The organism is Onishia niordana, assembly GCF_004798965.1.
GTDB lineage: Bacteria > Pseudomonadota > Gammaproteobacteria > Pseudomonadales > Halomonadaceae > Onishia > Onishia niordana.
In genome coordinates this window covers 474,901-495,974 of the sequence record NZ_SDSD01000001.1, presented here as the reverse complement: position 1 = coordinate 495,974, position 21,074 = coordinate 474,901, and the positions used below count along the sequence as shown (strand labels likewise).

The following is a 21,074-nucleotide window of genomic DNA, read 5'->3' as shown; positions in this document are numbered from 1 at the left end:
TTACCGGTCGTCGGTCACATGCGGGAAGCGTGACCGCGCCTCGAGATCATCCAGATCGATGGTGTTGCGCATGTACTGGACGCTGGCATCGAAGAACGGCTGGTGATCCCAGGGGGTCACCTTGCCCTTCATGTTGGCGCGGGCGACCAGCTTGCGACGGCGCTGGCTGTCGAGCACGTCCTGATGCAGCCGCTCGAGATCCCAGCGGCTCGCGATCTCGTCACGGAACTGCTTGCACCGGTCTTGGTGCTCGGGAGCCTCGGCGAGGTTGGTCAGCTCCTGCGGATCGGCCTCGAGGTCGAACAGCTGGTCCGGGTCCGGGGTGGAGTGGACGAACTTGTAGCGGCCGCGACGAATCATCAGCAGCGGGGCGATGGCGCCTTCGCCGCAGTATTCGCCGATTACCTCGTCATGGCCGCCCGTACCGGTCAGGTGCGGGTTCAGGCTGCGGCCATCGACGGGCACCGCGTACTGCGGGGCCTGGCCGTCGTTGCCCCATTCGGCGAAGGTCGGCAGCAAGTCCATGGTGGAGACGGACTCCTTGACGCGGCCGGGGCTGAAGCGTCCCGGGGCATGCACGATCATCGGCACGCGGGCGGAGCCTTCGAACCAGCTCATCTTGTACCACAGGCCACGCTCACCGAGCATGTCGCCGTGGTCGCCGGAGAAGACTATGATGGTGTCCTCTTCCAGGCCGCTTTCCTTGAGGGCCTTCAGCACCTTGCCGAGCTGGTCATCGACGTAGCTGATGGCGCCATAGTAGGCGTGACGCGCGTTGCGGATCTGCTCGTCGTCGATGGTGTCCTCGTCGCACTGATAGACCTGACGCAGGCGCTTGGAGTGCGGATCCATCAGATCCCGGGAGTAGGGCACCTTGGGCAGATCGATCTCGTCGTGATCGTAACGGTCCCAGTATTCCTGCGGAATGGTGTAGGGGTCGTGGGGGTGGGTCAGCGAGACCGTCAGACAGAAGGGACGCTCCTGATCGCTGCGCGCATAGTCATAGATGAAGCGCTGGGCGCGGAAGGTCACTTCGTCATCGAAGTCGAGCTGGTTGGATCGCACGCAGGGCCCTGCCTGGGTGACCGAGGACATGTTGTGGTAGTAGCTCGGGCGCTCTTCGAAGTTCTCCCAGTCGACGAACCAGCCGAAGTCGGCCGGGTAGATGTCAGAGGTCAGGCGCTCCTCGAAGCCGTGCAGCTGGTCCGGGCCGCAGAAGTGCATCTTGCCGGTCAACGCCGTCAGGTAGCCGGCGTCGCGCAGGTAGTGCGCGTAGGTCGGGGTGTCGGCGGCGAGCTCGGCGGCGTTGTCGAAGCCGCCGATGCGCGAGGGCAACTGGCCGGCCATCAGAGTGAAACGCGACGGGGCACACAGCGGGCTGTTGCAGTAGGCCGAATCGAACACCACGCCCTCTTCCGCCAGGCGCGCCAGGTTCGGTGTCTTGGTGACCTCGTGGCCATAGAACGACAGCGATGGTGCAGCCATCTGGTCGGCCATGAGGAAGAGAATATTGGGCTTCTTATTGGACATGGGGACGTGTCTCCCGAGGGGTGCAGGGGATTGCTTGCGGTCGGGTGACAGTCTCTATGCTAATCTCATACCCTGTAAACTCGCTAATTTTTTATGGGTGGGATTAGTTCAGCTAATGTTATTAACCAGCAAGCGGATATCGCCCAATGGGCTGCGGGTCTTCGAATCGGCGGCCCGACACCTGAGTTTCACCGCCGCCGCCAAGGAGCTTCGTTCCACCCAGTCGGCCGTCAGCCAGCAGGTGCGGGCCCTCGAGGAAGAACTCGGCCTCCAGCTCTTCGATCGCATCTATCGTGGGGTCCGCCTGACCGAGCCGGGCCAGGCGCTGTGTGAGGCCGTGCAGGCCGGGTTCGCGACCATCGAAGGCACCATCGATCGTCTGCAGCAGCGTCACCGCAACCCGCGCCTCGCCCTCCTCACCGATTTTTCCTTGGCCTCGTATTGGCTGCTGCCGCGCCTGCCGGCCTTTCGTCAGCGACACCCGCACATCGACGTGCGGATCATGACCAATCAGGGCGTCTTCGACTGGCGGGAGCAGGAGGTCGATATCGCCATCGTGTTCGCCGACCAGCGTGGGCTCGAGGGGATACCGCGGCTGCTCGACGAGGAGGTCTTTCCGGTGTGCAGTCCCGGTTTTCTGGACGCGTACGGGCCGATCGATGACCTGGCGCGCCTCGGTGAGGTGCCGCTGCTGACCCTGACCGCCGACCAGGGCCAGAAATGGTTGGACTGGCCCGGGTATTTCGAGCGCATGGGGGGGCAGGCGCACCAGGCGCCCTCGGAGCTGATCTTCAACAACTATCCGCTGCTGTTACAGGCGGCGATCGCCGGCCAGGGCGTGGGGCTGGGGTGGCGGGGCGTGGTCGAGGACCAGCTCGAGCGCGGCATGCTGGTGGGGCTTGAGTCGCTCAGCCTGAGCACCGACAACGGCTATGGGGTGATCGATGTCCATGCGGAGGATCAAAGCCCGGCCAAGCAGGCCTTCCTGGATTGGATCCTGTCCTGCCACTGAGCGATCGAGGCGCGGGGGCTGGCGCTTGGCATAAAAAACCCCCGCTTGACCTGTCGGCGGCGGGGGCAAAGGGAGAATCGGTAGGCCCGGCGGAGGGGGCTTAGCTCAGGGCGGCGATGCCGGCCCTGGCGATCTGTACGTCCTGATCCGGTTTGACGCCGGACACGCCGACGGTGCCGGCGACGCGACCGTCGTTGAACACCGGCACGCCGCCGGAGAGGGTGGCGGTCAAGGGGGCGGACAGGAAGGCGGTGCGGCCGTTGTTGATCATGTCCTCGAAGGCCTGGGTCTCCTTGCCGCCCAGCGCCGAGCTGCGGGCTTTCTCTGAGGCCACGGTCGGCGTCATCGGCGCCGCGCCATCCAGGCGGCGCAGGGCCAGCAGGTGTCCACCATCATCGGCGACGGCGATTGACACGGCCCAGCCATTGGCCTCCGCTTCCTGCTGGGCGGCGTCGAGGATCAGGTTGGCGTCTGACAGGGTCAGCACGGATTTGGTCTGCATGGAGTGCTCCTATGGGGTGTGGAATGGGGAGGTGAACGGCGCAAGCCTGGTAGTAGGGCTGGCGTCAGCAAGAATCACACGGTGAGGCTTCTTTATATGACGCATCATGTCAGCGCCTCATCGACGATTTCGATCCAGTGGCGAACCGGCGTGCGGCCGGCACCGGCCAGGTGGGTCTGACAGCCAATGTTCGCGGTGACGATCATTTCCGGGTCGCCCGCCTCCAGCGCATCGAGCTTGTTGTCACGAAGCTGGGTGGCCAGTTCTGGCTGAGTGATCGAATAGGTGCCTGCCGAGCCGCAGCAAAGATGTCCATCTTGAACCGTGGTGAGCGAGAAGCCCAGCCTGGAGAGCACGCCCTCGACGCTGCCCGCAAGCTTCTGGGCGTGCTGCAGGGTGCAGGGGCAGTGGAAGGCCAGCCGCTTCTTGTCCTGAATGCTCAGGTTGTCCAGGTCCTCGTTGGCCAGCAGCTCGCCAAGATCCTTGGCCAGAGCGCTGACGCGGGCGGCTTTCTCGGCATAGGCCGGGTCGTCGGCCAGCGCCTCAGCGTACTCCTTGACCATGGCCCCACAGCCGCTGGCGGTCTGCACAATGGCCTCGCAGCCGGCCTCCAGGTGTGGCCACCAGGCATCGATATTGGCGCGCATGCGTTCTCGGCCGGCGTCCTGAGCATTCAGGTGGAAATCGATGGCGCCACAGCAGCCCGCCTCGGGTGCCGGGGTCAGCCCGATGCCGAGCTTGTCCAGCACCCGGGCGGTGGCGGCATTGGTATTGGGCGAGAGGCCCGGTTGCACGCAGCCCTCGAGAATCAGCATCTGGCGCGAATGGTGTTGGCCATCCGGGCGCGTGCCGGCATCGACTGGCGTCGGCGGCATCTTGCTCCTGAGTCGGCCCGGCACCAGTGGTTTGAAGGTGGTACCCAGCGCGAGCAGGGCCTTGAAACGAGCGGGGTCGACCAGCGCCTTGCGTAGCCCGAAGCGCAGGGCGCGCTCCGGCAGGCCCCTCGGCACCCGGCGCTCGATTTCGGCACGACCGATGTCGAGCAGCTTATGGTATTCGACGCCGGAGGGGCAGGTCGTCTCGCAGTTGCGACAGGTCAGGCAGCGATCCAGGTGTAGCCGGGTCTCCTCGGTGACCTGGTCGTCGTCATCGCGGCTCTCCAACAGTTCCTTCATCAGATAGATGCGACCACGAGGCCCATCGCGCTCGTCGCCGAGCAGCTGATAGGTCGGGCAGGTGGCGTTGCAAAAGCCGCAGTGCACGCAACTGCGCAATACCCGGTCGGCCTCACGAATATGCGGCTTCTGGAGATCATCTTGGCTGAAATGAGTCTGCATCGGGCTCTCTCTTCGGGCTCTCTCTTCGGGCTATCTCATCAGGCGTTCCGGTTGTGCTGCTTTCCGGGAGCCGTTCGAGCTGTTACCGAGCTCAGAAGTCGCCGTAGAGGCGGCCGGGGTTAAAGATCCCGTTCGGGTCGAGTTCGGCCTTGAGGCGACGGTGATATTTAGCGATGACCGGGGCTAGCGGCATGAAAGGCTCTGCCGCACCTTGGAGGCGGCCCTGTGCGTCTCTGGCCCCAAGGCAGGTGGCATGACCATCGTAGCGGCTGGCGGCGGCGCGCACCTCCTCGGCAGTGGCGTCGCTCTTCAGCCAGCGCTGGGCGCCGCCCCAATCGAAGAGCGTGTCGCCTTCAAGTGAAAGCGGCGGGGTATGGTTGGGCAATGAGAGCCGCCAGAGTGGCCGGGAGTCGCCTGCGAAGAAGGGCAGGCGCATGTCTCGCAGCGCCTGCCAGAAGCCGTCCTTGAGCTCGTCGCCGCCGAGACGCTCGCGGGTCGCGGTCACCGAGCTTGCGCCACCTTCCAGGCGTAGGTGCAAGGCGCCTTGCAGGTAGGCGGCGGCGGTAATCGGCAGCGGCTGGCGACCCCATTCGGTGAGCCGATCCAGGGCTTTTTCCAGCGGCATGTCCAGGTGCAGGCTGGCGCTGGCGGCGGGCTTGGGAAGCACCTTCATCGACACTTCACTGACGACGCCGAGGGTGCCCTGGGCACCGACCATCAGGCGCGAGAGGTCGTAGCCGGCGACGTTCTTCATCACCTCGCCGCCAAAGCGCAGTTCGCGGCCGGCGCGATCGATCACGCGGGTGCCGAGCACGAAGTCGCGTACCGCGCCAGACCAGGGGCGGCGCGGGCCCGATAGCCCGCTGGCGACCATACCGCCGACAGTGCTGGCTTCACCGAAGCGAGGCGGTTCGCAGCCGAGCATCTGGCCCTCTGCATCAAGTGCCGCCTCGAGTTCCTCAAGCGGCGTGCCGGCACGTACCGAGACAATCAGCTCGACCGGATCGTAATGGGTGATACCGCGGTGGTTGGCCAGTGACAGCGGCGTGCCTTCCACCGTCCGGCCATAAAAGCTCCGGGTGTCGCCCCCGACGATTCTCAGCGGCGAGCCAGCGGCGTCAGCCTGGCGGATCTGTTCGCCGAGTTCTGCGCTCGCGTCCTGATCGCGCGGTGATGTGTATTGCTCAGGCATGATGAATCCTTATACGTCTCGCCAGCGCCGCGGCGGTAGCCTCTGGCCTCCTCGGCTGCCTTGATCCGAACCGGGGAAGCGCTCGACTAAAACCGCGGAAGCTCTCGATTAAAACCGCGGAAGCTCTGGATGCGACAACTCGTTGTTGTGCACATGCATGGCACCGAACTCGGCACAGCGCTGCAGGGTTGGGATGTTCTTGCCCGGATTGAGTAGCCGGTGCTCGTCGAAGGCCGCCTTGACCGCATGGAATGCCGTAATCTCATCGGGTTGGAACTGGGCGCACATCTGATTGATCTTTTCGCGGCCGACGCCGTGTTCGCCAGTGATGCTGCCACCGGCCTCGACGCAGAGTTCGAGAATCCTGCCGCCGACGTCTTCGGCAAGCTCAAGCTCGCCGGGCTGGTTGGCATCGAACAGAATCAGCGGGTGCATATTGCCGTCGCCGGCATGGAAAACGTTGGCGACACGCAGCCCCGATTCCTCGGAGAGCCGGGCGATGCCCTTGAGCACGCCGGGCAGCTCGCGGCGCGGAATGGTGCCGTCCATGCAGTAGTAGTCAGGGGACATGCGGCCGACCGCGGGGAAGGCGTTCTTGCGTCCGGCCCAGAAGCGGGCGCGCTCGGCTTCGTCCCGGGCCTGCTGGATATCCGTGGCGCCGGCGGCTTCCAGCACGCGGCGCACCGTCTCGCAATCATCGGCCACGTCGGCCTCCACGCCGTCGAGCTCGCAGAGCAGGATGGCTTCGGCCTCGACCGGGTAGCCGGCCTTGACGAAGTCCTCGGCGGCGCGGATGGCGAGCTTGTCCATCATCTCCAGCCCGCCGGGGATGATGCCCGCGGCGATGATCTCGCCCACCGCACGGCCGGCCTTCTCGACGTCGTCGAAGCTTGCCATCAATACCTTAGCGGTCTCGGGCTTGGGCAGCAGCTTGACGGTAATCTCTGTGATCACGCCGAGCATGCCTTCGCTGCCGGTGAATAACGCCAGCAGGTCGAAACCCGGTGCGTCGAAGGCCTCTGCGCCCAGCGTCATGCGCTCGCCTTCGATGGTGATGACCTCGACCTTGAGCACGTTGTGCACGGTGAGCCCGTATTTCAGGCAATGCACGCCGCCGGCGTTTTCGGCGACGTTGCCGCCGATCGAGCAGGCGATCTGCGAAGACGGGTCGGGCGCGTAATAGAGGCCATGGGGTGCTGCGGCCTCGGAGATCGCCAGGTTGCGTACGCCGGGCTGCACGCGTGCGACGCGCGCCTCAGGATCGACCTCGAGGATGCGCTTAAAGCGCGACATCACCAGCAGCACGCCCTGCTCTAGTGGTAGGGCGCCGCCAGAAAGGCCGGTGCCGGCGCCGCGAGTGACCACCGGCACACCCAGCGCATGGCAGCGACGCATCAGCGTCTCGACCTGGTCGAGGGTCTCAGGCAGTGCCACCAGCATCGGCAACACCTGGTACACCGATAGACCGTCACACTCGAATGGGCGCAGATCTTCCTCGTGGTGTAGCAGCGTCAGGTCTGGAATGGCCTGGCTCAGATCGGCGAGCACGTCGGCCTTATCCTGAGGCGCGATGGTGCCGTCGAGATGTTCATCGTAGAGGATGTTCATGGTTATGCCTCTAAGGGGCGTGGACATGCGCCACGGCAAGAACGATATCTCCAATCTGCGCAATCAATCGACGCCTGTAAAGGCTCTTGGGTCGCTGGTATGACCAATGTATAAGACGCGGTGGAAATATTTTCCAAATTTAGATCGTATGTTGCGAGAGCGCCAGGATGGCAAGCGAGAGAATGTGTAAGAGCGCGTGTGAGAGGGTGTTTGAGGGTGTGTGAGGGTGTGTGAGGGTGTGTGAGGGTGTGTCGAGATGGGACAAAGAGCCCGATGCCCGCGGGGTGCGAGCATCGGGCTTGTTAGGCCGGGTATCGGGCGTTAGCCAAGCGTCAGCAGGCCGTCACTGATACCGAGGCCATAGAAGGCGAACAGGCCCATCAGTCCCGCCGCGATCACGTAATAAAGCGTCGGCAGGATCGTCTTGCGAAGGGTAACGCCTTCGCGGCCAAGCAGGCCGACGGTTGCTGAGGCGGCGACCACGTTGTGAATGGCGATCATGTTGCCGGCAGCGGCGCCGACCGCTTGCAGGGCCACCATCATGGCGGTGGAGAGTCCCAGTTGCTGGGCGATGTTGAACTGAAAGTCCGACAGCATCAGGTTCGAGACCGTATTGGAGCCGGCGATGAAGGCGCCCAATGCGCCCACTGTCGGTGCGAAGAGTGGGTAGATGTCGCCCACACTGTCGGCGACCAGCTGGGCCATGGCCACTGGCATGGACGCCAGGTCGGCGGTATTGACGCCGGAGTTGATCAGGATGCGCACCATGGGAATGGTGAACAGCAGCACAAAGCCAGCGCCCAGCAGTGTCTTGGAGGATTCATGGAAGGCGGCCTTGATCTCGGCGGTGCGCATGCGATGCAGGACAATGGTGACCAGCACCACGGCGAGCAAAATGCCGCCGGGCAGATACAGAGGCTGAATGCTGCCGGATACGCCCGCCTCGCCAAGGATATTGCTCCAGGACAGGCTGAACGAGGTCAGTGCATCTTTGAGCGGAGCGACGGTGCGCGAAGCGACAAGGAAGATGGCCAGCAGCACATAGGGTACCCAGCCCATGAAAGCCGACATCGGGGCCTTGCCGGTGACGTCATCGAGCTTGATGTCGAGCTTGCCGAGCCAATGATCCGGCCAGGCGTTCGAGGCCGGAAAGTCCCAGGTGTCCTTGGGGATCAGGAAGCCGCGGCGCGCCGCTGGCACGACGATGGCGAGGCCTACCATGGCACCGATCATCGAGGGGAACTCCGGACCCAGCAGAACGCCGGCCAGCATGTAGGGCACCGAGAAGCTGGCGCCGGCAAATAGTGCAAAGGGCGCGATTGACAGGCCTTCCTTCCAGGAACGGTTGGTACCGAAGAAGCGCACCATCATCATTACCATCAGAAGCGGCATCAGCAGGCCTACGATGCCGTGAATGATGGCCACCTCCGAGGTGATCAGACGAAAATATTCGAGCCAGGTGCCACCGCCGGCGGTCAGCTGTTCGGTGATGCCGATCTTATCCAGCCCGCCACTGACACCCACCACAATCGGCGTACCCACGGCGCCGAAGGACACCGGTGTGGACTGGATCATCATGCCGACCATTACCGCGGCGAGCGCCGGGAAACCGAGTGCCACCATCAAGGGGGCGGCCACGGCAGCAGGGGTACCGAAGCCCGAGGCCCCCTCGATGAAGCAGCCGAACAGCCAGGCGACGATGATCGCCTGAACCCGACGATCCGGGCTGATGCCCGAGAAGCCGTTGCGGATCGCGGTGATGCCGCCGGAATGCTTAAGGGTATTGAGCAGCAGGATTGCCCCGAAGATGATCCACAGGATCGCGACTGTCAGCATCAGTCCCTGCAGGGTTGAGGCCAGCACTCGGCTAGCGGTCATGTCCCAAGCCAACAGGCCGATGGCGGCAGTGACCACATACACGATGGGCATGGCCCTGCGGGCTGGCATGCGAAGCCCTATCAGCAGCACGCCCGCCAGCAATAGTGGCGTGAAGGCAAGCAGGGCGAGTAGGGTTTGACTCATGAGGCAGCAATCCTTTTTATCGTTGCGAGGAAGGGAGATGCCGAAGACGCGGGGAGTGGACTTTGGCAGCCGGTACGAGTGGCTGCACGATAAGGCTGGATAATGCGTTTTACCATCCTTGGGAAATTGGTAATACCAATAGTGATTCGGTCGAAGATCAAGTGTATCTTTTTGAAAGATAGGGGGTTGGTGCCTTCATTTCCCCTTTTTAAGCCGTAATCGAGCTTGTAACAGGTGAAAATATTTAGACTAATGGACAAGTGAGGAGACCACATGAGTCGAGTGCTCTACGAACTGTGCGGGATCAATGACACGCTGCTTTTTTCGCCTTTCTGTTGGCGGGCGCGCTATGCCCTTGCGCACAAGGGCATAGACGCAGAGACCCGGCCCTGGCGCTTTACCGAGAAAGACGCCATCGCCTTCTCGGGCCAAGGGCAGGTGCCGGTGTTAGTCGATGGTGACGAGGTGGTCAGCGACAGCTTCGAGATCATGCGCTATCTGGACCGGACCTATCCCGAACACTATCCCGAACAATCCCTGCTCGGCAGCCCGGAGGCCGAAGCGAGGGCGCGCTTCTTCAAGCACTATGCCGAGCGCTCATTGGCCCCCGGCATGATGCGCACCATCATCATGGATCTCTACAACGCCATTCACCCCGATGACCGGGAGTACTTTCGTACCACCCGAGAGAAACGTTTCGGCCGCACCCTCGAGGAGATGCATTCGCCGGCCAAGGGGCTGAGTATGCTCGATCAGGCCCTGGCTCCATTACGAGGACGCCTGGAGGAGAGCGACTTCATGGATGGCGAAGCCCCCGGTGCTTCGGACTATCTGTTGTTCGGTAACTTCATGTGGGCGCGCACGGTGTCCTCGGCCGATTTGGTATCCAATGCCGATCCGGTCTATGGCTGGATAGAGCGAATGCTGGACGCGCACGGTGGCCTTGGCCGCAATGCCATGCGCATCGTCGATATTGAAGGCGCCTACGAGCGATAAAGGGGCCGCGGGATCAACGAGCCTGCTGAGGGCATTCATCGGGCCAGCATGAAAAGGTCCCACTCGATAGAGCGGGACCTTTTACTTATGCCGCGGCCATGAGCAGATCAACGGATTCCGGCTTGTGGACGCTCGGTAATAACCTCGGCCATCGCCTCGGCCTGAAGCTCTAGGGTCAGGGCCAGTCGTTCGACCAACCCTTCGAGGAGAACGTGCCAGTCCTTGGGGATGCCGCCGTGGGTGGCGAGAGCGTCATCCAGTGCCCGGCTCGCCACGCGAATGCCCTGCGGTGCTCCCCCTCGGGCGCTTGTCTCGAAGGCTGCGGCGAGCACCGCCAGCAGCTCATGCAGGGCCTTGCGAACGGGGGGCGCGGTATCGTCTAGGCGATGCCGCAACCGCAGGCAGGACCGGCCGAGGTCGAGACCATTGAGGCCGATCATGAACAGGTGTCGTTGCTCCTCGGGCAGCATGGTGTCGTGGTGGCCCAGCTGCAGCAGGCGATCCGCCATGCGGCCGCTGAAGGCGGCTTCTGCCTCGTGCAGCGGTGGCGTGGCGAGGCCGCGCAGATCCCGGCTGATGGCGCGCACCAGGCGGCGGCGCTGGAGGGTGGCGCCGAGCCCGGGGATCAGTCGAAATGCCATCACGACCACGCTCAGGCCGACGATCACGGCGAGGGCGCGGTTGGCGAAGCTGTCGAAGGAGAAATCCATGCCGTTGCCGGGCATGATCAGCAGGATATTGAAGATGGTGAAGGCCAGGCAGTAGCCCATCAACTGTGGCTTGGCGGCCCCCAGCAAGCCCAGGAACAGCGGCGTGAACAGCAGCATGGAAAGCATCGGAAAGCCGTTGGCCTGGGAGAGCAGCACATGACCGAACAGGAAGGCGCTGGGCAGGGCGAAAAGCATCCCCTTGAAGAACATCATGCAGATCGTGACCGGGTTATCGCGGCTGGCGAAGAAGGTCGAGAACAGGGTGCCCAGCAGCATCGCCACCTGACCGTTGGACCAGTGCGTCTGCAGCCAGAAGATGGCCAGGCAGGAAAACACCAGCCCGGCGCGGCAAGCGTTGAGCAGCGCTGCCAGGTGATCCCGATGCCAGGACAGCGCGCCGGCACGCAGGCGCTTGCGGCCCGGGTGTGCGATGGCTTCGCGGGCATCGAGCATGATCATGGCGCTGCCGAGCACCTCGCGCAGGCCCAGCAGCAGGCGGCGTTGCAAGGGCACGAGCTCGGCCTCCGGGTAGGCGTGAGCCTGGTGGCGTAGTGCCTGCAGGCGCTCACGGGCCGCCGGCACGCCGCTCACCTCAGCGGCATCGTAAAAGGCCTGGGCGCTGTCGCTGGCGAGTCGCTTCAATGGTGGCTCGATGTGACTGTCCTGCGTCAGTAGCAGCTGGTGCAGGGCGCGCAGGGTGGCGAAGAAGCGCAGCGTGCGTCTTGTCAGCAGGTGGGTGGCGCGGACGCGGCCGGCGCCGTCGGGCCCTTCGTAGCGCGCCGATTGGCTGTCGACTTCCAGCGTCGTCAACGGCTCGAGACTCTGAGTTAGCGATTGCTGCATGGCATCAGCATCATCGCTGGCCTCCAGCCGCTGAGCGGCGTGGGTGAAGGCCTGGTTGACGACACTATCGGCCTGGCGCGCCAGGTGCTCCTTGACTGGCGTGGGCCATAACAGGGCATTGACCAGGGTCGCACATAGCGCGCCCAGGCCGAGCTCCGTGAGCCTGGCGACGGCAATATCGAAAACGCCACCGGGCTGGCTGTGTCCGATGACCACCACCAGCATCGCGGTGACGGCGGCCATGATGCAGCCGTAGGAAAAGTTATTGCGCAGCAGCGAGCTCGAGTAGGCGCACAGCATCAGCCACAGCGTTAGGGTGATCAGTGCCGGGACCCGGGCTTGAGCAAACAGCGCCATGATGACGATTCCTGCCAGGGCGCCGACCAGGGTGCCGCCGATCTGGCACAGGCCTTTCTCGATCACCATGCCGCTCATTGGCCGGATCTGCAGGAAGGCTGCCGAAATCAACGCCCAGTAGGGGCGGTCGAGATCAAATAGCAGTGCCACATAGAGCGCCAGCACCATGGCGAGTGTGGCCTTGGTGGCAAACTTGAGGGCAGAGCGAGACGGCGTCAGGTAGGCCTCGATCCAGGGCGACAGGGCACTCAAGGCGTTGTCGGCTCGAGAACCCGCACGGTGGCGGTCATGCCGGCACTGAGCAGGGTGCCGTCGGGGATGTCATCAAGCTCAATGCGCACCGGAATGCGCTGTGCCAGCCGCACCCAGTTAAAGGTTGGCTCGACCTTGGGCAGCAGTTGATCGTTGGATGAAGTATTGCTGTCGGCGATGCCGCGACCTATGCCGGCGACGTGGCCTTCGAGTCGGGTGTCGCCGCTCATCAGGGTGACCCGGGCAGGGTCGCCGATGGCGATGCCCGGCATTTTGGTTTCCTCGAAATAGCCGGTCACGTAGTAGGAATCGGCCTTCACTAACGCCATGACCGGATTGCCGGTATTGACGTAGTTGCCTTCACTGAGCCTGAGATTCAGGACGTGGCCCGCGGCTGGCGCGGTCACCGTGGTGCGCGCGAGATCGAGTTGCGCGCTTTCAAGCTCGGCCCTCGCCTGGTCGAGGGAGGCCTTGGCACTTTGGGTTTCAAGGCGAGCGAGGTCCCGATCTTCGTCGCTTATCGCTCGGTTGCTGAGACGGTTGCGGCGGTTCTCCTCATGTTGCTTGGACTCCCACTGCGCCTTCTTCCGTGCGACGGCTGCCTTGGCCTGCTCGACGGCCGTTGCATAGCGCTGGCGGTTGATCTGAAAGAGGACATCGCCCTTGTCCACCGACTGAGTATCCTCGATGGACAGCTTGCTCACCCAGCCAGAAACGTCCGGTGCGATGGTGATCACATCGGCCCGTACCCGCCCGTCGCGGGTCCAGGGCGTATAGAGATAGTAATGCCAGAGCCAGGCACCCGCGGCCAGGGCCAGGGCCACGATCACGAGCGTGGTCAGCATGCGAAGCAGTTTACGCATCATGATGATCCGATAGCAGAAGAAGAAAGAAAGGCGATGGCCGCGGTAATGATCACGAATAGGGCCGCGTCGAACCAGGCTTCGTACCAGAATACCCTGGAGCCCACCAGACGATGCAGCAGGGTGCGAACCAGCAGTGCGCCGAGAAAGCCCAGCAGGGCGTATAGCAACAATGGGCTTACGTAGATACCGCCGAGGGCGATTTCCTTGAGGTCCATGCTGTCTCCCTTTGGTGGGCTGGCTTGCATTGATGTGCAAGCGCCATATATTAGCACGCTATCTAAATAGTGGCATGTTACTACGCTGAGCACTGTACCCGAAAAGGGCTCTGGTACCGTTGACAGGATTGCTCTCAGACATTTTGTTTAATGTTTAGGCTGCGCTTATGCTGCAGAGCATGGGTCGTCATCAAGCCAAGTGTCGCGCCCACCGTCGGACTGTCAATAATGAACAATCAAAGGCCAGTAAAAGGAGACGTAAACCATGATCGTCAAGAAACCATTGATTGGTGCTATTTCCGCCATGGCGATGGCGACCAGCCTAGCAGCCACTGCTGAACCTCTGAATGTTGGGGTACTGGTACCGTTGACCGGCGATCTGCAAAGCTATGGCGAACCGTCGCTGCGCTCGGCAGAGCTTGCGGTCAAGGAAATCAATGCCGCTGGTGGCGTGATGGGCGAGCCCATGGAAATCAGCGCCGGTGATACCCAGACCTCTCCGCAGCCCGGGGTGGCGGCCGCTCAGAAACTGGTCAACGTACAGGGCGTGCATGCCATCTTCGGTGCATTGTCTAGCGGCGTGACCATCCCGGTGGCACAGAGCGTATCCAAGTCCGAGCAGGTGCTGCAGATCTCCAACGCTTCTACCTCGCCGGTGATCACTTCCCTCGACGACGACGACTTCCTCTTCCGCACGGTGCCCTCGGATGCCTTCCAGGGTGTGGCGCTCTCCGAAATCACGGCCGCCAAGGGCTATGAAACCGTCAGTGTCATCTACGTCAACAACGATTATGGCAAGGGCCTGACCGATGCCTTCAGCGAGGCCTTCGAGGCCCAGGGCGGCAGCGTGGCGGCAAGTGTTGCCTATGAGCAGGGCCAGGCTGCCTATCGCGGTGAGCTTCAGCAGGCTGATACCGGCGGCACCGAGGCACTGGTGCTGATCGGTTATCCGGAAAACGGTGAAACCATCCTGCGTCAGGCCCTCGAGGGTGGTTTCTTCCGTGACTTCGTGTTCACCGATGGCATGAAGGCACCTGAGCTGATCGACAACCTTGGCGCTCAGGCATTGGAGGGCGCCATCGGCACCGTGCCTCAGGCTCGCGGTGATTCACCGGGTGCTCAGCACTTCGCCAGCGCCTATGACGGCGAGTATGGTGAAGTACCGCCCAAGCCCTATCTGGATACCGCCTACGATGCCCTTTACGTGATCGCGCTGGCCGCCGAGCAGGCTGGCTCCACCGACCGCGTGGCGATCCGTGACAGCGTGCGGGCAGTCGCCAACCCGCCGGGCGTCAAGGTTGGGCCGGGCGAGTTTGCCAAGGCGGCAGAGCTGATCGCCGCTGGTGAAGACATCGACTATGAGGGTGCTTCAGGCTCGGTGAACTTCGACAGCAACGGTGATGTGCCGGGTACCTTCGGCGAGTGGATGTTCAAGGATGGCGAGATCATGACCAACCGCATTTTCGAGCCCACCATGCCCGAGTGATGCTCCGCTCGCTGAGCTAGCTGCAGGCTAGCGACAAGACATCGCCCCGGCCACGTGCCGGGGCGTTTTTTTGCCGGTTACCTATCCGCGGCCGCCAGGAGAGTCTGCTAGGCGAGGCAGATAGGGAAGGTAGATAGGCGAGGTGGATAGGGGAGATAGATAGGGGAGATAGATAGACGAGGCCGACAGACGGGTGAGCGGGGCGGTGCGCTGGGAAAACCCCGGCTCGATAAGCGAGCAGCCCTGACAAAAGCCCAAACAAAAACCCCGGCGCAAAGGGCCGGGGTCGTGTGAAGCGGGAGCGCGCCCGCCTGTCTCGAGAAGATTACTTCTTGCGGGCGATCAGCTTGGGTGGCTTTTCGGGCAGGATGCCCTGCGGCCGAGTCACCAGAATGACCTGTAGCAGCACGCCAATCAGCAGCACCCTCAGGGCCGCGGCCTGGGTAGCGTACTCGGTGGGCAGCAGGTCAGTGGTGAGCTCGGTCAGGGTCCAGACGCCCCACACCACGACGGCGCCCAGGATGGCCCCGCGGTTATTGCCGCTGCCGCCGGCGATCAGCATCACCCATACCAGGAAAGTGCCATAGAGCGGCATGAAAGCCTCGGGGCTCAGGAAGCCGAAGAAGTGGGCATAGAGGCCGCCCCCCAGGCCCATGATGGCCGCACCTAGCACGAAGGCCTGCAGGCGGAAGCGGGCGATCGACTTGCCGGCTGCAGCGGTGGCCGGTTCGTTCTCGCGAATGGCCCGCAGCACCCGACCCCAGGGCGAGGCATAGGCGCGCTCAAGCAGGAAGTAGACCAGCACCACGAAGGCCACCACCACCAACAGATAGCCGAAGGGCGTATCCAGCGGGGTGCCGGCAAAGGGGCGCTCGATACCGGCGATGCCACGGACGCCGTTGGTCAACCAGTCCTCATTCTTGATGAACAGGCGGATCATCTCGGCGATGCCGATGGTCGCGATGGCCAGGTAATCGGTGCGCAACTTGGCGGTGATGCGACCTATCACCAGGCCGATCAGCGCCGAGGCAAGTGTCGCACCCACCAGGCCGACCGCAAATGGCATGCCCAGCCCGCCAAGATAGGCAGGGCTCTCCGGGGTAGTCAGGATAGCGCTGGTGTAGGCACCCACGGCGAAGAAGCCGGCGATACCGATATTGAACTGACCGGTGAAGCCCCATTGGGTGTTGAGGCCCATGGCCAGCACCGCATAGATGCCGGCAAAGGTCAGAAACGAGACGAGGTACGCGAACAGACTGGCGAGTTCCATCACAGTGTCCCCTTGAAGATGCCCTGAGGCCTGAAGATCAGCATTATCACCATGATGGCGAAGGCCACGGCCGGCTTGTAGGCGGCGGAGATGAACAGCGTCGACATCTCCATCGAGATACCGATGATCATGCCACCGACGATGGCCCCATAAGGCCGCCCGATGCCGCCGAGGATGGCAGCCGCGAACACCGGCAATAGCGTCGTCCAGCCCATTACCGGGTGCAGGCGGGTGTCGATGCCGAGGAACACCCCGGCGGCCGCCGCCAGCGCCCCACCGATGATCCAGGTGACGATGATCACCCGTTCGGCAGGAATGCCGCTGACCAGCGCCAGGTCCATGTTGTCGGACATGGCGCGCATCGCCTTGCCCATCCGGGTGCGGGTCAGGAACAGGTGCACGCCGGCCACCAGACCCAGCGAGATCAGCACGATCCAGACGTGATCCGGCTTGATGCGCAGGCCACCGAGCACATCGAGGCGCCAGGGGAACTGGATACCGCTGGCATAGGTCTGGTTCTCCGAGCCCCAGATCAACTGGATCAGGCTGCGCAGGATCAGCGCCATGCCGAAGGAAGAAATCAGCAGAATGACCGGTTGGGTTCTTCGGATGCGCCGGTAGAGCAGTTGGTCGATGACGACCGCGACCACGGCCATGCCGATCATCGCGGCCGGCAGGGCGAACCAGGGGCTTAGCCCCATCACGGCAATGAAGGTCAGGCCGATATAGGCACCAAGCGTCATGAAGTCGCCGTGGGCGAAGTGCGCGAAGCGCAGGATGCCGAAGATCATCGACACCCCGATGGCGCCCATGCTCAGCACGCTGCCCAGCACCATGCCGTAGATCAGGATCTGTATGATGTCATTCATGGCTAGCCCCCCAGGAACATTTCAGCGACTTCCGGGTTGGCCAGCAGATTGGGCCCGGTGTCCTCATGGCGATTGGCGCCGGTGGCAAGCACATAGCCGCGGCTGGCGATGGCCAGCGCCTGCTTGGCATTCTGCTCGACCATCAACACGCCGATGCCCTGGGCGTTGATCTCCTTGATGCGCTCGAAGGTCTCGTCGATCAGCTTCGGTGACAGGCCCGCAGTTGGCTCATCGAGCATCAACAGCTTAGGGTCGATCATCAGTGCACGCCCCATGGCGACCAGCTGGCGCTCGCCCCCGGACATCAGCCCGGCAGGCTGGCGCCGGCGCTCGGCAAGCTTGGGAAAGAGTTCATAGATCATGTCCATGCGTGGCTTGAGGTCCCCGCTCATCAGGTAGCCGCCCATCTCGAGGTTTTCCTGCACGGTAAGCGAGGGGAAGACGTTCTTCTCCTGGGGCACATAGGCAACGCCCCGGCGTACCATCTGTTCGGGTTTGGCGTTGGTGATGTCCTCCCCCTGAAACAGCACCTGTCCCGTGCGGATCTTTACCAGGCCGAAGATCGCCTTCATGGCGGTGGACTTGCCGGCGCCATTGGGGCCGACGATGACCACGATTTCGTCGGCACTGGCTTTGAGGTTGGTGCCCTTGAGGATATCGGCACCGCCGTAGCCGCCGTAGATGTCGCTGGCATCCAGCAGAGTGGTGGTTTCGCTGCTCATGCGTCTTCCCCCATCTTGCCGCTAGCGCCACCGCCCAGGTAGGCCTCGCGGACCTCTGCATTCTGGCGGATTTCATCCATTGGGCCGGAGGCGATCAGCTCGCCGTTGGCCATCACGTGCACCGGGTCGCAGAGTTGCGAGATCAGGTCCATATCGTGCTCGATCAGGCAGAAGGTATAGCCGCGCTCGGTGTTGAGACGACGGATCGCCTCGCGAATCTTGCCGAGCAGGGTGCGGTTGACGCCGGCGCCGGGCTCATCCAGCAGCACCATCTTGGCGTCGGTCATCATGGTGCGACCAAGATCCAGAAGCTTCTTCTGGCCCCCCGAGAGGTTGCCGGCTAGCTCGTCGGCGACATGGGAGATTTCCAGGAAGTCGAGCACTTCGTCGACTCGCTCGAGGACCTTGGTATCTTCCTTGCGAACTCGGCCCCAGCGTAGCCAGCTGTTGAAGAGGTTTTCACCGCTCTGTTCAGGGGGGACCACCATCAGGTTCTCGCGAACGGTCATCTGCGAGAACTCATGGGGAATCTGGAAGGTGCGCACCAGCCCCCGGTGGAAGAGTTCGTGAGTAGGCAGGCCGGTGATGTCCTGGCCATCGAGCACGATGCGGCCGCTGGTAGGCGGGAAGAGGCCGGCGACGATGTTGAACAGGGTGCTCTTGCCGGCGCCGTTGGGGCCGATCAAGCCAGTGATGCTGCCCTGGGCAACCTCGAAGGACACATCCTTCACCGCCTGCAAGCCGCCGAAGGACTTGGAGACGTTTTCGATTCGGATCAAGGTGGGAGCTCCTGCCTTGAGATTGTTCTTGAAATTATGATGGAGCGGGCAGCACTCGCCCGATGGCAAGACAGTATCGCCGCCTTCAAAGCGCATCAAGGCGATAAAAAGACGGGGTTTAAACGCTTGTCTCAATGTACATGGCGGAAAAGGGCCGTTTCGCCGGCGCTCGCTACATCGGGATCCCCCCGAGGCGGAGCGAAGGCTGCCTGTTACGAGAGAGCACAATTAGAGATGCAGGCGACCGGTCCCGTGCATAGGGCTGGTAAGGTGACAATCGGAACTGGCAGGGAAAAACATACGGGCGAACTACTTGGGCCCGGTGTGTCTCGGCATCGACCACCCGGCGTTGGCGGGATACGACCCGACGCGATTCAAGCCGGCCTGCTACCTGGGGGAGGTAATTAAGGACGCCGGCGTGGGCGGTCCGCTGATGGAAGACGACCTGCTGGTGGTCGACGAGCAGAAACTCGCCCAGCACGATGACTTGGTAATCGTGGAGGTAGAAGGCGAGCAGCGGTTGTTCAGCAGCTACCGGACCTGCGTGGCGTGGTGGTGAGCCAGGCGCGTGAGTATGGGGGGAAATGGTTGGTCCCTCTTTTCTAAAAAGGGTAGCGTGTCAGAACTTTGAGCACAGGTTTTTGAGTATAGCTGTTATATGAGTTTTTCAGATATGAATGGTTTGTTGTGAAGAAAGGGAGGGGGTGTTGTGAGCAAAAGGAATTTTTTAGAAGGTGTTGTTTTTTCTAACTACAAGGGCGTGGGGAAAAGTGTTCAGTATTTGAGTGGATTCTCTGATATTAATTTTATAATTGGAGAAAATAATTCGGGGAAGTCTTGTGTTCTGCATTTTATATTCAATCAGTCTGAAGGTTTGCTGAGATGCTTTAGGAAACAGAATGTAACGCATGCTCTTTCCAAAGTTGAAGATCTAGATATCCATGTTGGTGCTTCAGCATCTCAAGTTGTTAGAGGAGTGGGAGTGCCCGCGTCTGACGTGGCAGGTGCTTCAAAAAGTGCATTGCCGAAAAAGTTAAGAGAGATGCGAGAAAAAATATATTGCGATATTATCGATGCCATAGTTGATGCTATAAGCCTTGATGGTATGGTTTGGTTTTCATATGATAATAAAAAACAAAGTCTTGGTTTTCTTTTTGATCCAGACAATAACAAACTTGCGCAAGACTTTGATCCCAGGTTTTGGTTGGAGTTGTGGAGTGGCGTCGTTAGTAAGACAGGAGGAGATACGTTGCGGCACCATATTCCTGAAACAATAAGTTGGGTTGTTGGGAATATTGAGAAGGATGTAAAGGAAGTCTATTTTATACCTGCTGTTAGAGAAATTACGCCCAATGGGTACGATGAGAATGTTTGGAACGGGAGTGGGCTTATAGAAAAGCTTGCACGCCTACAGAACCCAGGTGTTCAAGAAAGAGGGGAGAGGGATAAGTTTGACAAGATTAATCATTTCTTAGCATCAGTAACTCATTGCGAAGGGGCAAAGATAGAGATTCCGTACGAGCGGGACTGCGTTCTTGTTCATATGAACGAAAAGGTTCTTCCATTGGAATCTCTAGGTACGGGCATCCATGAAGTGATTATGCTAGCTTCGTTTTGTACCTTAGTAGATGAGCAGATAGTCTGTATTGAAGAACCCGAGATACATTTGCACCCTGTTTTACAAAGGAGGTTGATTGGATATATAAAAAAACAAACCACCAATCAGTATTTTATTGCCACCCACTCGCCTAGCTTCATAGATGATAGAGGTGCATCAGTTTATAGGTCTTATTTGGGTGATGATAATGCAACAAAGGTCGTGAAGGTTTTTTCTGATCGTGGGAAAGCCAAGGCAATTTTTGATCTTGGTTATCGTCCGTCAGATCTTTTGCAGTCTAATTTCATTATTTGGGTGGAAGGGCCTTCAGATAGAGTTTATATAAAGCATTGGATATCCTTGGTGAACGAGGAGTTAGTAGAGGGTGTGCACTATTCAGTCATGTTCTATGGCGGGCGATTGTTAAGTCACTTGACTGCAAGTGATGAGCTTGACTTTGTCGGGGGTGATGACTCCCTTATTGAGATTGTTAAGATAAATAGAAATGCTTGTGTGTTAATGGATAGTGATAAAAGAAAGGCCGAGGATGATATAAATTCAACAAAGAAAAGGATAGTTAAAGAGCTTGGTGAAGTTGGAGGGGTGGCATGGGTTACGAAGGGGAGAGAGATTGAGAATTACATAGATAAGGGTGTGATGACAGCGTCCTTGAAAGAAGTTTATAAGGGCTTTGGGTCAAGGAAGCGCATAGGGGAGTTTCAGCATGTGCTTCCATTTAATAATAGCTCGGGTAAGAGTGTAGAGAATGTTGATAAGGTTAAGGTCGCTAAATCAGCTGTGGGGGTGGGTGCCGGTCTAGATGTTCTTGATTTGCGGGATCGAGTTCAAGAGTTAGTCAAAGCTATAGAAGCTGTGAACTAAACTTTGATTTTACATGCTTTTTAGCTC

Annotated in this window: 18 protein-coding genes; 5 read left to right on the top strand and 13 right to left on the bottom strand. The window is 61.0% G+C overall.

Annotation, left to right across the window (positions count from 1 at the left end):
- On the bottom strand, positions 1-1,530 hold the full coding sequence (gene betC / locus ETC27_RS02120; protein ID WP_136253317.1) for a choline-sulfatase: 1,530 nt from the start codon (positions 1,528-1,530) through the stop codon (positions 1-3).
- A gap of 115 nt (positions 1,531-1,645) precedes the next feature.
- Between betC and ETC27_RS02115 the strand changes: the two genes are divergently transcribed.
- Positions 1,646-2,542: a LysR substrate-binding domain-containing protein gene (locus ETC27_RS02115; protein WP_136253316.1), complete on the top strand. Its 897-nt coding sequence runs from the start codon at positions 1,646-1,648 to the stop codon at positions 2,540-2,542.
- 100 nt (positions 2,543-2,642) lie between these two features.
- On the opposite strand, the gene ETC27_RS02110 is transcribed toward ETC27_RS02115, so the two are convergent.
- The 5 genes from ETC27_RS02110 to ETC27_RS02090 all read right to left on the bottom strand — a co-directional run bounded on the left by ETC27_RS02110 (position 2,643) and on the right by ETC27_RS02090 (position 9,203).
- Entirely contained in the window at positions 2,643-3,044 is a 402-nt protein-coding gene (locus tag ETC27_RS02110) for a GlcG/HbpS family heme-binding protein (protein WP_136253315.1), read from the bottom strand.
- Between the two features lie 104 nt (positions 3,045-3,148).
- Complete coding sequence (gene glcF / locus ETC27_RS02105) at positions 3,149-4,381, bottom strand: glycolate oxidase subunit GlcF (RefSeq protein ID WP_136253314.1); 1,233 nt, start codon at positions 4,379-4,381, stop codon at positions 3,149-3,151.
- Between the two features lie 91 nt (positions 4,382-4,472).
- Entirely contained in the window at positions 4,473-5,573 is a 1,101-nt protein-coding gene (glcE, locus tag ETC27_RS02100) for a glycolate oxidase subunit GlcE (RefSeq protein WP_136253313.1), read from the bottom strand.
- A 108-nt stretch (positions 5,574-5,681) separates the two neighbouring features.
- On the bottom strand, positions 5,682-7,181 hold the full coding sequence (gene glcD, locus ETC27_RS02095) for a glycolate oxidase subunit GlcD (protein WP_136253312.1): 1,500 nt from the start codon (positions 7,179-7,181) through the stop codon (positions 5,682-5,684).
- Positions 7,182-7,502: 321 nt separating this feature from the next.
- Positions 7,503-9,203: an L-lactate permease gene (locus ETC27_RS02090; RefSeq protein WP_136253311.1), complete on the bottom strand. Its 1,701-nt coding sequence runs from the start codon at positions 9,201-9,203 to the stop codon at positions 7,503-7,505.
- Between the two features lie 273 nt (positions 9,204-9,476).
- Between ETC27_RS02090 and ETC27_RS02085 the strand changes: the two genes are divergently transcribed.
- Positions 9,477-10,199: a glutathione S-transferase N-terminal domain-containing protein gene (locus ETC27_RS02085; protein WP_136253310.1), complete on the top strand. Its 723-nt coding sequence runs from the start codon at positions 9,477-9,479 to the stop codon at positions 10,197-10,199.
- A gap of 107 nt (positions 10,200-10,306) precedes the next feature.
- Here the strand turns inward: ETC27_RS02085 and ETC27_RS02080 are convergent, their stop codons facing one another.
- The 3 genes from ETC27_RS02080 to ETC27_RS02070 are packed head-to-tail and all read right to left on the bottom strand — an operon-like array spanning position 10,307 to position 13,442.
- Complete coding sequence (locus ETC27_RS02080) at positions 10,307-12,361, bottom strand: FUSC family protein (RefSeq protein ID WP_306462151.1); 2,055 nt, start codon at positions 12,359-12,361, stop codon at positions 10,307-10,309.
- Entirely contained in the window at positions 12,358-13,224 is an 867-nt protein-coding gene (locus tag ETC27_RS02075) for an efflux RND transporter periplasmic adaptor subunit (RefSeq protein WP_136253734.1), read from the bottom strand. The genes ETC27_RS02080 and ETC27_RS02075 overlap by 4 nt, the downstream gene beginning before the upstream one ends.
- Complete coding sequence (locus tag ETC27_RS02070; RefSeq protein WP_136253309.1) at positions 13,224-13,442, bottom strand: DUF1656 domain-containing protein; 219 nt, start codon at positions 13,440-13,442, stop codon at positions 13,224-13,226. The genes ETC27_RS02075 and ETC27_RS02070 overlap by 1 nt, the downstream gene beginning before the upstream one ends.
- 265 nt (positions 13,443-13,707) lie before the next feature.
- On the opposite strand from ETC27_RS02070, the gene ETC27_RS02065 reads away from it, so the two are divergent.
- Positions 13,708-14,928: an ABC transporter substrate-binding protein gene (locus tag ETC27_RS02065; protein ID WP_136253308.1), complete on the top strand. Its 1,221-nt coding sequence runs from the start codon at positions 13,708-13,710 to the stop codon at positions 14,926-14,928.
- Between the two features lie 325 nt (positions 14,929-15,253).
- Here ETC27_RS02065 and ETC27_RS02060 read toward each other — a convergent pair whose 3' ends face one another.
- From ETC27_RS02060 to ETC27_RS02045, 4 genes are read right to left on the bottom strand one after another with little or no spacing between them, the layout of a single operon-like run.
- Positions 15,254-16,198, bottom strand: a complete 945-nt coding sequence (locus ETC27_RS02060) for a branched-chain amino acid ABC transporter permease (RefSeq protein WP_205742664.1) — start codon at positions 16,196-16,198, stop codon at positions 15,254-15,256.
- Positions 16,198-17,067, bottom strand: a complete 870-nt coding sequence (locus ETC27_RS02055) for a branched-chain amino acid ABC transporter permease (RefSeq protein WP_136253307.1) — start codon at positions 17,065-17,067, stop codon at positions 16,198-16,200. The genes ETC27_RS02060 and ETC27_RS02055 overlap by 1 nt, the downstream gene beginning before the upstream one ends.
- Before the next feature lie 2 nt (positions 17,068-17,069).
- On the bottom strand, positions 17,070-17,789 hold the full coding sequence (locus ETC27_RS02050) for an ABC transporter ATP-binding protein (protein WP_136253306.1): 720 nt from the start codon (positions 17,787-17,789) through the stop codon (positions 17,070-17,072).
- Positions 17,786-18,568, bottom strand: a complete 783-nt coding sequence (locus ETC27_RS02045; RefSeq protein ID WP_136253305.1) for an ABC transporter ATP-binding protein — start codon at positions 18,566-18,568, stop codon at positions 17,786-17,788. Before ETC27_RS02045 ends, ETC27_RS02050 begins: the two co-directional genes overlap by 4 nt.
- Positions 18,569-18,881: 313 nt before the next feature.
- On the opposite strand from ETC27_RS02045, the gene ETC27_RS02040 reads away from it, so the two are divergent.
- Positions 18,882-19,127, top strand: coding sequence for a S24/S26 family peptidase (locus tag ETC27_RS02040; RefSeq protein ID WP_136253304.1), 246 nt, complete (start codon positions 18,882-18,884; stop codon positions 19,125-19,127).
- Positions 19,128-19,277: 150 nt separating this feature from the next.
- On the top strand, positions 19,278-21,047 hold the full coding sequence (locus ETC27_RS02035) for an AAA family ATPase (RefSeq protein WP_136253303.1): 1,770 nt from the start codon (positions 19,278-19,280) through the stop codon (positions 21,045-21,047).
- Positions 21,048-21,074 lie beyond the last annotated feature (27 nt).